Source organism: Tropicimonas sp., assembly GCF_047971885.1.
Lineage (GTDB): Bacteria > Pseudomonadota > Alphaproteobacteria > Rhodobacterales > Rhodobacteraceae > Tropicimonas.
Genome location: NZ_JBKEAE010000029.1, coordinates 19,070 through 30,151 on the forward strand (window position 1 = coordinate 19,070; position 11,082 = coordinate 30,151).

General features: G+C 64.9%; 11 protein-coding genes. 9 read left to right on the forward strand and 2 right to left on the reverse strand.

Translation table 11 applies throughout. The features are described from left to right. Nucleotides 1–76: 76 nt before the first annotated feature. Nucleotides 77–1,234: a glutamine-hydrolyzing carbamoyl-phosphate synthase small subunit gene (gene carA / locus ACK5IR_RS03975; RefSeq protein ID WP_416926150.1), complete on the reverse strand. Its 1,158-nt coding sequence runs from the start codon at nucleotides 1,232–1,234 to the stop codon at nucleotides 77–79. Nucleotides 1,235–1,376: 142 nt separating this feature from the next. Here carA and ACK5IR_RS03980 point away from each other — a divergent pair, with 142 nt between their 5' ends. Beyond that, nucleotides 1,377–1,838, forward strand: a complete 462-nt coding sequence (locus ACK5IR_RS03980) for a GatB/YqeY domain-containing protein (protein ID WP_416926152.1) — start codon at nucleotides 1,377–1,379, stop codon at nucleotides 1,836–1,838. Between the two features lie 17 nt (nucleotides 1,839–1,855). On the opposite strand, the gene ACK5IR_RS03985 is transcribed toward ACK5IR_RS03980, so the two are convergent. Further along, entirely contained in the window at nucleotides 1,856–2,584 is a 729-nt protein-coding gene (locus ACK5IR_RS03985) for a PAS domain-containing protein (protein ID WP_416926154.1), read from the reverse strand. 124 nt (nucleotides 2,585–2,708) lie between these two features. On the opposite strand from ACK5IR_RS03985, the gene ACK5IR_RS03990 reads away from it, so the two are divergent. From ACK5IR_RS03990 to ACK5IR_RS04025, 8 genes are all read left to right on the forward strand, one after another. Then, nucleotides 2,709–3,599 carry a YicC/YloC family endoribonuclease gene (locus ACK5IR_RS03990; protein WP_416926170.1) on the forward strand — a complete coding sequence of 297 codons (891 nt, stop codon included), beginning with the start codon at nucleotides 2,709–2,711 and terminating at the stop codon, nucleotides 3,597–3,599. Further along, on the forward strand, nucleotides 3,600–4,253 hold the full coding sequence (gmk, locus tag ACK5IR_RS03995; protein WP_416926156.1) for a guanylate kinase: 654 nt from the start codon (nucleotides 3,600–3,602) through the stop codon (nucleotides 4,251–4,253). Further along, entirely contained in the window at nucleotides 4,250–4,798 is a 549-nt protein-coding gene (locus tag ACK5IR_RS04000) for a gamma carbonic anhydrase family protein (protein ID WP_416926158.1), read from the forward strand. The genes gmk and ACK5IR_RS04000 overlap by 4 nt, the downstream gene beginning before the upstream one ends. Nucleotides 4,799–4,855: 57 nt before the next feature. Further along, nucleotides 4,856–6,064, forward strand: coding sequence for a trans-sulfuration enzyme family protein (locus ACK5IR_RS04005; protein WP_416926160.1), 1,209 nt, complete (start codon nucleotides 4,856–4,858; stop codon nucleotides 6,062–6,064). Nucleotides 6,065–6,077: 13 nt separating this feature from the next. Beyond that, complete coding sequence (locus ACK5IR_RS04010; protein WP_416926162.1) at nucleotides 6,078–7,157, forward strand: ATP-binding protein; 1,080 nt, start codon at nucleotides 6,078–6,080, stop codon at nucleotides 7,155–7,157. A gap of 182 nt (nucleotides 7,158–7,339) precedes the next feature. Beyond that, entirely contained in the window at nucleotides 7,340–8,380 is a 1,041-nt protein-coding gene (locus ACK5IR_RS04015) for a substrate-binding domain-containing protein (protein ID WP_416926164.1), read from the forward strand. 124 nt (nucleotides 8,381–8,504) lie between these two features. Beyond that, nucleotides 8,505–9,986 (forward strand): phosphate ABC transporter permease subunit PstC, encoded by a 1,482-nt coding sequence (gene pstC, locus ACK5IR_RS04020; protein WP_416926166.1) that lies wholly within the window; start codon nucleotides 8,505–8,507, stop codon nucleotides 9,984–9,986. Then, nucleotides 9,983–11,082 (forward strand): PstA family ABC transporter permease (locus ACK5IR_RS04025; RefSeq protein WP_416926168.1); only part of this gene is annotated, 1,100 nt, incomplete at its 3' end. The genes pstC and ACK5IR_RS04025, both read left to right, overlap by 4 nt.

Below are 11,082 nucleotides of genomic sequence, written 5' to 3' on the forward strand. Positions count from 1 at the left end.
ATTTCCGAAAACTATCGGAATATTCGGGCACGTCCTGTTAACAGGGGTTTAACCCGACGCAGCAGGCAATCCGGTTTCAGGCGGCCTGACGCCGCGCCTGCATCGCGGCGGTGAACCGCTTGAACAGGTAGTAGCTGTCCTGCGGGCCGGGGCTGGCCTCGGGGTGGTACTGCACCGAAAACACCGGCCGGGCGGCCATGCGGATGCCGCAATTGGAGCCGTCGAACAGCGATACATGGGTCTCGATCACGCCCTGGGGCAGGGTCTGGCTGTCGACGGTGAAACCGTGGTTCATCGACGTTATCTCGACCTTGCCGGTTTCGAGATCCTTGACCGGATGGTTGGCGCCGTGGTGGCCATGGTTCATCTTGATTGTGCTGGCGCCAAGCGCCAGTGCCAGCATCTGATGGCCGAGGCAGATCCCGAACACCGGCAATCCGGTGGTGTCGAGCACTTCGCGGATCATCGGCACCGCATATTCTCCGGTCGCGGCCGGATCGCCCGGCCCGTTCGACAGAAACAGCCCCTCGGGATCGTGGGCCAGCACCTCCTCGGTCGTTGCCGTCGCCGGCAGGACGACGACATCGCAGCCGGCCGAGGCCAGACAGCGCAGGATATTCCGCTTGGCGCCGTAATCGACCGCGACAACCTTGTGCCCCGGCGCCGTGTGCTGCCCGAACCCCTCGGGCCAGGCCCAGCGGGTCTCGTCCCAGCGATAGGACTGGGCGCAGGTCACCTCGCGCGCAAGATCGAGCCCCTCGAGCCCGCGAAAGCCACGCGCCGCCGCTACCAGCGCCGCGATATCGAACTTTCCTTCGGGATTGTGGGCAAGGGCGACATGCGGCGCCCCCTGCCGGCGGATTGCGCGGGTCAGCCGCCGCGTATCGACACCGCCGATCCCGATCCGGCCGCGGCGTTCCAGCCATGCCTTGAGCGGACCGGCCGCGCGCCAGCTGGAGGGCTCGGTCGGGTCCCATTTCACCACCATGCCCGCCGCGACGGGATCGTTGGCCTCGTCATCCTCGGGGTTGACGCCGACGTTTCCGACATGGGGGAAGGTGAAGGTCACCACCTGACCCGCATAGGACGGATCGGTCATGATCTCCTGATACCCGGTCATCGCCGTGTTGAAGCAAAGCTCCGCAACCGTCTGACCGGTGGCACCGAACCCGTGCCCGTAGAACAGCGTTCCATCGGCAAGGGCAAGACAGGCAGTTGGCGCGGGCTGCGGCATCGGGCGACTCCTGAGGGTCAAATCTGCGGCAACCTAGGGGGTGGTTCCGAGGGCGTCAAGCAGGGCGCGGCGCCGCGAGAGTTGTATGCCGCGCCATAAAACTATAGGTATCCGTCTTCAGTTGGGGGATGAAGAGAAAACCATGACCGGTCTCAGGGAAAGAGTGGGCGTGGCGCTGAAAGACGCCATGCGAAACAAGGAAGCCGAGCGCCTTTCGACGCTGCGCCTGATCACGGCGGCCATCAAGGACAGGGATATCGCCCTGCGCACGGAAAACCGGCCCGAGGGCGTTTCGGATGACGACGTGCTGCAGATCCTCGGCAAGATGGTCAAGCAGAGGCAGGAAAGCGCGCGGGCCTATGAAGAGGGCGGCCGGCTCGAACTGGCCGAAAAGGAACGGGACGAGATCGGCGTGATCGAGGAGTTCCTGCCGCGACAACTCACACCGGCCGAGGTAGGGGCGGCCATCGACAATGCCATAGCGGAAACCGGCGCCTCCGGCATCCGCGACATGGGCAAGGTCATGGGCGTGCTGAAATCCAGATATACCGGCCAGATGGATTTTGGCGCGGTCGGGCCAAAAGTGCGCGAAAAGCTCGGCTGACAGGCGGGGCAGGCGCCTCAGGCGTCGTCGGGCTTCACCACGTAGAGATGGGGCTTGCCCCTCGGCGGTCGCGGCGGGCCGGGGTGGGTGAAGCCCTGTTGCGCTTCGGCAAAGCCGGCGATCGCATGCGGGGATTCTACGGGCCCGATGGCGGCGGCGCCATCGCGCGGCGCCGAAAGCGCGACGATGCCGGTGTCGCGCATGCCGAAGCGGCGCGGTGTCCGCCCGACGGGCCCGAGCGTTGCCAGACAGCCCAGAACGCGGCTGGTTTCGCCCCGATCCCCCGCCAGCGGCAGCAGCAGCATGCGCGCGTCGAGCGGTGGCTTGCCGATCCCGCGATCGCCGGCAAGTGTCAGCAGGGCGGCGGCGGGCCGGTCGAAGACCTGATCGAGAACCCGGCCGATCTGCGGCCGGGCATCGGGCAAGAAACACGAGGTCAGCGGCATGCCGCTGATTTCCATGCCCATCAGGTCGTTCAGGTGCATTCCGGCCAGACGGAAACGGGCGACGCCCGGGGCGAGGCGTTCCAGCATGAAGGTACATTCCAGTGCGCTCTCGATCCGGCGCGGATCGACATCGGACCGCAACGGCAGGATACGGCCCTGACGAAGTTCGTTCCAGTAGCCCTCGACAATGCGGATGGCAGGAAATTTCTTCCCGTCGCCATCGTCGTGCAGAAAAACCACATTCGGCCTTTGGCTGTTGTCGTCCGGCATGGTTTTCCCTGCTTCAACCAGCGCGTGCATGCGGCCGCACCTGCGATCCTTGCGTTGTTCCGGTGCGAAGGGTCTGTTAACCCCTCGCGCAATACTGATTACCCAAGTGCTAACCTGGCACATTTTCTTACAATTGGGGAGAGTTTTGGACACGATGGTTAACTCGATGACCGGCTTCGCGGCACGAACGGGGCAGGGGGTCGGCCATGCCTGGACCTGGGATATCCGCGGCCTGAACGCGCGCGGGCTGGATGTGCGGCTGCGGGTGCCTGACTGGATCGACGGGCTGGAGCCGGCGCTGCGCGCGCGGCTTGGCGCGGAGCTGAAGCGCGGCAGCGTATCGTTGTCGCTGCGGCTGGTGCGCGACGAGGAAACCGCCGGCCCCGGCATCGACCCGGCGGCGCTCGATCAGGTGCTTGCGGCGCTCGATCAGGTGATGGTGCGGGCGCGGGCGCGCGGGGTCGAGATGGGCGCCCCCGATCCGACGCAGATCGTCGCGATGAAAGCTGTCGCCGCGCCGGGGGCAGAGACGGCCGATGCCGCAGCGCTGCGCGAGTTGCTGCTGGCGGATTTCGCAACCGTTCTGGCCGATTTCCAGCAGATGCGGGCCAGCGAAGGTGCTGCGATCGGTCAGGTGCTGACGGGCCAGTTGGACACGATCGAAACCCTTGTCGCCGCGGCTGCGCAACGGCTCGACGGGCGGGCCGACAAGGCGCGCGAGGCGCTGCGCGAGGCGCTGGCCCGCGTTCTTGAGAATGCCGAGGGATTCGACGAGGCCCGGCTGACCCAGGAGCTAGCGCTGATTGCGGTGAAAAGCGATGTCACCGAGGAACTCGACCGGCTGCGCGCCCATGTCGCGGCGGCGCGGGCGCTGTTGGCGGAGGAGGGCCCGGTGGGGCGGAAACTCGATTTCCTGACCCAGGAATTCAACCGCGAGGCCAACACGCTTTGTTCGAAATCGCAGGACGTGGCGCTGACGCGCGTCGGGCTCGACCTGAAGGCGGCGATCGACCAGATGCGCGAACAGGTCCAGAATGTGGAGTAGATGGAAATGAACGACGAGCGCCGCGGCCTGCTGATCATCCTTTCCTCGCCCTCCGGTGCGGGAAAATCGACGCTGGCACGGCGGCTGATGGAATGGGATCCGAGCCTGTCCTTCTCCGTCTCGGCGACCACGCGCGCGCCGCGCCCGGGCGAGGTCGACGGCGAGCATTATCACTTCCTGTCGATCCCGGCCTTCAAGGAACTGGTCGCGCGGGGCGAAATGCTCGAACATGCGCATGTTTTCGGCAATTTCTACGGCTCGCCAGCCGCCCCGGTGCGCAAGGCCATCGATGGCGGGCGCGATGTTCTGTTCGATGTCGACTGGCAAGGGGCGCAGCAGATTCGCAATTCCGAACTGGGGCGTCACACCCTGTCGATCTTCCTGCTGCCGCCCTCGATCCCCGAATTGCGGCTTCGGCTGGAACGGCGCGGGCAGGATTCGGCCGAGGTCATCAGGAAGCGCATGGAAAAAAGCTGGGACGAGATCAGCCATTGGGACGGGTACGATTATGTGCTGGTCAATGACGACATCGACAGGACATTCGACCGCCTGCGCGTTATCGTGACGGCTGAGCGGATGCGGCGCCAGCAGCAACCCGGATTGCAGGACCATGTCCGCCGCTTGCAGTCGGAATTCGAGGAGGGGGCGAAATGATCTATCAACTGGAAGGCGTGGCGCCCGAGATCAGCGACAGCGCCTGGATCGCGGACGACGCCAATCTCATCGGCAATGTGGTGGTCGAGGCGGACGCGTCGGTCTGGTTCGGCGTCACCATTCGCGGCGACAACGAACGCATTCTTGTCGGGCAAGGCAGCAATGTGCAGGAAAACAGCGTATTGCACACCGACATGGGCTTTCCGCTGGATATCGGCGCAAACTGCACCATCGGCCACAAGGCGATGCTGCATGGCTGCACCATCGGCGCGCAAAGCCTGATCGGGATGGGCGCTACGGTGCTGAACGGCGCAAGGATCGGCCGGAACTGCCTGATCGGCGCGGGTGCGCTGATCACCGAGGGTAAGGAAATTCCCGACGGCAGCCTTGTGATGGGAGCACCGGGCCGGGTGGTGCGGCAGCTTGACGAGGCAGCCATCGGGGGATTGCTCGAATCTGCGCTGCACTATCAGGCGAACGCCCGGCGCTACAGGGACGGGCTGGCGGCAGTGCACGGCACGTTGACCGGTGTGATCATCGGCTGATCCCGGCATGTTGCCGCCGGTTACATATCTGATGTCGATCCTGAAACAGGAGTGTCCATGACCAGCCGGAAAAACGAACGCCCCGGTAGCATCGTCCGCCGCACGCCCTGGCCCGGCAGCGCCAGCCGGCCGGTCGTCTCACCCCTGCAGGCGTCGGTGGTCTATGCCGCCGAAAGCCCCGATTCGCTCGATGCGCAATACGAGGGGCGGTTGCAGGGCTATGCCTATGCCCGCGAAGGCCACCCCAACGCCGACGTGCTGGCGGGGAAGATCGACCGCATGGAAGGGGCCGAAGGCGGCATCGTCCTCGGCTCGGGTATGGCTGCGGTGGGGGTGGTGATGCTGGGGCTGCTCGATGCCGGCGATCACGTGATCGGCAGCGATCTGCTCTATGGCCGGACGCTCCGGATGCTGCGCGAGGATCTGCCGCGCCGGGGTATCCGCACCGATCTGGTCGATGCCACCGACGCCGGGGCAATCGAATCCGCCATCCGCCCCGAGACGAAACTGATCCTGATCGAGGTCGTCTCGAACCCGACGATCCGGGTTGCCGATGTTGCCGGTATCGCGCGGATCGCGCACGAACGGGGTATCCGGCTGGCAATCGACAATACCTTCACCACGCCGCGCGGCTTCCGGCCGTTCGAAATCGGCGCCGATATCGTGATCCACTCGATCACCAAGCTTCTTGCCGGGCATTCCGACGCGACACTGGGATATGCCGCCGCGCGCGATCCCGCCGACCGCGAGGCCATGGCAATTGCCGCCGCAACATGGGGGTTTACCCCCAGCCCGTTCGACTGCTGGCTTGCCGAACGCGGGTTGCATACCTTTGATCTGCGCTACGAGCGGGCAGCAGCCAACGCGGCGGCGCTTGCCGATCATCTGGCGGGTCTCGACGGGGTGCGCAGGGTGGTCTACCCCGGGCGGGCCGATCATCCCGATCATGCCCGCGCGACCGAGCTCGTAGGCGACAGGTACGGCAACATGCTGAGCTTCGAGATCGAGGGCGGCAGGGCCGGGGCCAATGCGCTGGTCCGCGCCATGCCGGAGTTGCCCTTTGCCCCGACGCTGGGCGATGTGGGCACCACGCTGAGCCATCCGGCAACCTCGTCGCATCGCGGGCTTTCGCCCGAACAGCGCGCCGGCATGGGGGTGTCCGAAGGGTTCTTCCGCGTCTCGGTCGGGGTCGAGGAGATCGGGCTGCTGACCGGGGAATTCAGCGCCGGGGTTGCTGCCGCGCGGGCGGCCGGCCCGGCCCTGTGAAACCGGCCGGCCGATGAATTCGGATCAGGTAACGCCACTTCTGGATGCGGTTCCGATCCCGCTGATTCATGTCGGTCCCGACGAGCGGATCGCCGCGATCAATGCCCGTGCAAAAGCGCTGTTCGGCACGGTCGAAATCGGGCGCCATTATGTGACCGTCCTGCGCCAGCCCGAATTGCTGGAGGCGATAGAATCGGCGCTTCGGCACGGACGACCGGGGCAGGCCCGCTATGCCGACAAGTCGACCGTGCGCGAGGCGATCTATACCGCCCATGCCGCACCGGTCCCGGGCGATCCCGGCGGCCGGCCGGGGGCGCTGGTGTCATTCGTGGATGTGACCGATGTGGAAAGTGCCGGCGAGATCCGGCGGAACTTTGTCGCCAACGTCAGCCACGAGTTGAAGACGCCGCTGACCGCGCTTCTGGGTTTCATCGAAACCCTGAGGGGGGCCGCACGCCACGACCCGGCCGCGCAGGAGCGGTTCCTGACGATCATGGAGCGCGAGGCCCTGCGGATGGACCGGCTGGTAGCCGATCTGTTGTCGCTGAGCCGGGTCGAGGCCGGCGAACGTCAGCGCCCAACCGAACATGTCGCTCTGGACCGGATCGTTCAGACCACCATCCAGAATCTGTCGACCATCGCCGCCGGCGGCGGCGTGACGCTGGAAATGAAGCGCGAATCGGATGGAGAGCGGGATTTTGTCGTCATGGGGGATGCCGATCAGTTGCAGCAGGTGCTGACCAACCTGATCGACAATGCGGTGAAATACGGTGCGGCCGGTGGCCGGGTCACGGTGAACATTTCCCGCAAGGAGCGTGTGCTGGCGTTTCGCGGCCCCGGCGTGCAGGTGCAGGTGATCGATTACGGCGACGGGTTCGATCCGGTGCACCTTGCCCGCGTGACCGAACGCTTCTATCGCGTCGACGATCACCGCTCGCGCGACATGGGCGGAACCGGGCTGGGCCTGGCGATCGTGAAACACATCGTCAACCGGCATCGTGGGCGCTTCACCGTCGAAACCGAACCGGGGCAGGGGTCAACCTTTACCGTGGCGATTCCGGCGCTGGAAATCGGGGGCACACCTCAGCCGTAGCGCTGTTGCCGCCGAAAGCGCCGGAAGGGATGACGGAGCGTCGCGAAACGGAACCGCAGCCGTCCGGGAAATTGACACAAAACCGTTACAAAACCTTTGCAAGAAACACATGGAAGCATCCTAGGACGCGCCCAGGGCTGTCTGGCTGTGGCGGCCTCAACATAACTGCCATGGAGCAACATATGTCTCTCGTGAAGCTATCCGCCTCGGTACTGGCGATCGCGACCGCTTTTTCCACCGCTGCCGCTGCGCGTGATAACGTGCAGGTTGCCGGTTCATCGACCGTTCTGCCCTATGCTTCGATCGTTGCAGAGGCCTTTGGCGAGAACTTCGATTTTCCGACCCCGGTGGTCGAATCGGGTGGTTCGTCGGCCGGCCTGAAGCGTTTCTGCGAGGGTGTCGGCGAAAACACCATCGACATCGCGAACGCCTCGCGCAGGATCAGGGATGGCGAAATCGAAGCCTGCGCCGCCGCCGGCGTGACCGACATCATCGAAGTGCGCATCGGCTATGACGGCATCGTCTTTGCCTCCGATATCGATGGCGCCCGGTACGCCTTCACCCCGTCCGACTGGTACAGGGCGCTGGCCGCCGAAATCCCGGGCGAAGACGGCGCGCTGGCCGCCAACGCCAATGCCAGGTGGTCGGATGTGAACCCCGATCTGCCCGATCAGGCGATCCTGGCCTTCATTCCCGGCACCAAGCACGGCACCCGCGAAGTCTTCGAGGAAAAGGTCATCCTGGCCGGCTGCGCGGAATCGGGCGCCCTGGAAGCCATGCTTGCCGCCGGCATGGCCGAGAATGATGCCGAATCGAAGTGCATGGCAATCCGCACCGATGGCGTATCCACCGACATCGACGGCGACTACACCGAGACGCTGGCCCGCATCGACGCCAACAAGGAGGGAATCGGCGTCTTCGGTCTGGCGTTCTACGAGAACAACACCGACAAGCTGCAGGTCGCGACCATGTCGGGCGTCACCCCGTCGACCGAAACCATCGCCTCGGGCGACTACCCGGTGTCGCGCCCGCTCTACTTCTACGTCAAGAAGGCGCATATCGGCGTGATCCCCGGCCTCAAGGAATATGCCGAATTCTTCGTCGCCGACGAGATCGCCGGCCCCGATGGCCCGCTGGCAGCCTATGGTCTGGTCTCCGATCCGGAGCTTTCCGCGACCCAGCAAGCCGTGGCCGAAGAAAAGGCGATGGCCGGATCGATGTGATCGGCAGGTCGCGCGAAGGAGGAATATCCTCCTTCGCGTGTCCCTGATACGCCGCCACGACTAGGATGCGCTCTTTGACAGGTACGTCACGGGGCGTTTCCACAGGAAGGATTGAGGTAACCCGATGCCGGTACTCTGGATCGTCCTCGCAGTCCTCGGACTCGGACTGATCGGTTTTTTCGCCGCGCGCGCCAGGGCGCTCGCATCTGCAGGCAACGACATCCGAAAGCTGCATTCGCTACCGGGCTATTATGGCTGGTATGGCTTCATGCTGACGGCCGTACCGTCGCTGCTGGTTCTCGCCGCCTGGCTGATGCTGGCGCCGGCCTGGATCGAGAACACGGTTTCGTCACAGATCCCGGATACGGCCATCGACCGGGGCGGCAGCCGGAGCCTCGTGATGGCCGAGGTGCGCCGTGCCGCAGGCGCGCTCGACCGGGCGGTCGAACAGGGCCTGATGGACGAGGCCCGTTCGCGCGACCTGCGGGCGGATTTCACCGATGTGACCGAGCACCTCAAGCAGACCGGGGCGATCATCACCTCGACCGTCACCCAGCCGATCCTGCGGGCGGCGCAGGATTACAGGGTCATGGCGCATGCCTCGCGGCGGAATATGACAATCGTTGTCGGGCTGCTCGCCGTCGCCGGCTTCGCGCTGGCGATGACGCGCGCGGACAAGGACTTTCGTGCGCGGAATATCGTCGAGCGGGGGATCAGGCTGATCCTCATCCTCGCCTCGACCATCGCCATTCTCACCACGGTCGGAATCGTCCTGTCCATGCTGTTCGAGACCAGGCATTTCCTCGACGATTATTCGTGGAGGGAGTTCTTCTTTGGAACGAAATGGGCGCCGGACTTCCGCGGCAACTCCTCGCTCGGCATGCTGCCGTTGCTGTGGGGCACGCTCTATGTCTCGCTGGTGGCGCTTCTGGTCGCGGTTCCGGTCGGGCTTTTTGCCGCGATCTATCTGTCGGAATATGCCGGGCCGCATCTTCGCGCCGTCGCCAAGCCGATGATAGAAATCCTCGCCGGCATTCCGACCATCGTCTATGGCCTGTTCGCACTGATCACCGTCGGGCCGCTGCTGCGCGATTATCTCGCGCAGCCGCTCGGGCTGGGGAACTCGACCAACTCGGTGATGACGGCCGGACTGGTGATGGGGGTCATGCTGATCCCCTTTGTCTCGTCGCTGTCGGACGATATCATCAATGCCGTGCCACAGGCGATGCGCGACGGATCGTTCGGGCTGGGCGCGACCCATTCCGAGACGGTCCGGCAGGTTGTCCTGCCGGCCGCGCTGCCGGGTATCGTCGGCGCGGTTCTTCTTGCCGCGTCGCGCGCCATCGGCGAGACGATGATCGTCGTCATGGGGGCAGGGGCCGCTGCCGCGCAGATGGATCAGGGGCTGGGGGCGATCGTCAATCCGTTCCAGGCCATGACCACCGTCACGGTCAAGATCGTCAGCCAGCTTACCGGTGACACCGATTTCGCCAGCCCCGAAACGCTGGTGGCCTTTGCCCTCGGTCTCACCCTGTTCGTCATGACGCTGGGGCTGAACGTCCTGGCGCTCTATATCGTGCGCAAGTACCGGGAGCAGTACGAATGACCGACGCAACCGCAAACGGGGTGCCCGCCGCGCGTCCGGGCAGGCATTCGGCTTCGCTCTTCGAGCTTGACGCGCGCACCAGACGGCGCAACGCCGCCGAGCGGCGCTTCCGGATGCTCGGGCTCGGGGCGACGGGAATCGGCGTCGCCGCGCTGATCCTGCTGCTGATCTCGATCCTCGGTCAGGGCCTGCCGGCCTTTACCCAGACCTTCGTATCCGTGCCGGTCTATCTGGATCCGGCAAAGCTCGACAAGACCGGCGAACGCAACATCGGGGATATCAAGAAGGTCTCGACCTTCGGCTATGCCCCGCTGATCGCCGCGGCGATGGATATAGCGATGGAGCGCAACGGAATCGACCCGGCGCAATTCGGACTGGGCGACAAGGACGCGCAGGAGATGGTCTCGAAAGAGGCCGCGGCGCAGATCCGCAACTACGTGATCGCCAACCCGGACAGGATCGGTGAAACGGTCGATTTCAGACTGCTCACCGACGCCCGGATCGACGGGTACTACAAGGGCCGAGTAAGTATGGAATCGGCCGAACTCGACAGCAATGTCTCGCCGGGGCAGTTGCGGCTTGCCGATGCGCTGAAGGAAAAGGGCGTCATCGCGACCGGTTTCAACCCGGGTTTCATCACCAATGCCGATGCGTCGGAAAACCGGCCCGAGGCCGCCGGCATGGGCGTTGCCATCATCGGCTCGTTCTACATGATGATCATCGTGCTGTGCCTGGCGCTGCCGATCGGGGTTGCCGCCTCGATCTATCTTGAGGAGTTCGCGCCGAAAAACTGGTTCACCGACCTGATCGAAGTCAATATTTCGAACCTTGCGGCCGTGCCGTCCATTGTCTTCGGCATCCTTGGCCTCGCCATCTTCATCAACTGGATGGGACTGCCACAATCGGCACCCATCGTCGGCGGGCTGGTGCTGACGCTGATGACCCTGCCGACGATCATCATCTCGACCCGCGCCTCGCTTAAGTCGGTGCCTCCGTCGATCCGCGACGCGGCGCTCGGGCTCGGCGCCTCGAAGATGCAGTCGGTATTCCACCACGTGCTGCCGCTGGCGATGCCCGGTATCCTGACCGGAACCAT

Excerpts from the sequence above, each read along its gene's own strand:
- ACK5IR_RS03990 (WP_416926170.1), top strand. The coding sequence starts at position 2,709 with ATGGTTAACTCGATGACCGGCTTCGCGGCACGAACGGGGCAGGGGGTC.
- ACK5IR_RS04000 (WP_416926158.1), top strand. The coding sequence starts at position 4,250 with ATGATCTATCAACTGGAAGGCGTGGCGCCCGAGATCAGCGACAGCGCC.
- carA (WP_416926150.1), bottom strand. The coding sequence starts at position 1,234 with ATGCCGCAGCCCGCGCCAACTGCCTGTCTTGCCCTTGCCGATGGAACG.
- pstC (WP_416926166.1), top strand. The coding sequence starts at position 8,505 with ATGCCGGTACTCTGGATCGTCCTCGCAGTCCTCGGACTCGGACTGATC.
- ACK5IR_RS03980 (WP_416926152.1), top strand. The coding sequence starts at position 1,377 with ATGACCGGTCTCAGGGAAAGAGTGGGCGTGGCGCTGAAAGACGCCATG.
- gmk (WP_416926156.1), top strand. The coding sequence starts at position 3,600 with ATGGAAATGAACGACGAGCGCCGCGGCCTGCTGATCATCCTTTCCTCG.
- ACK5IR_RS03985 (WP_416926154.1), bottom strand. The coding sequence starts at position 2,584 with ATGCACGCGCTGGTTGAAGCAGGGAAAACCATGCCGGACGACAACAGC.
- ACK5IR_RS04015 (WP_416926164.1), top strand. The coding sequence starts at position 7,340 with ATGTCTCTCGTGAAGCTATCCGCCTCGGTACTGGCGATCGCGACCGCT.
- ACK5IR_RS04010 (WP_416926162.1), top strand. The coding sequence starts at position 6,078 with ATGAATTCGGATCAGGTAACGCCACTTCTGGATGCGGTTCCGATCCCG.
- ACK5IR_RS04005 (WP_416926160.1), top strand. The coding sequence starts at position 4,856 with ATGACCAGCCGGAAAAACGAACGCCCCGGTAGCATCGTCCGCCGCACG.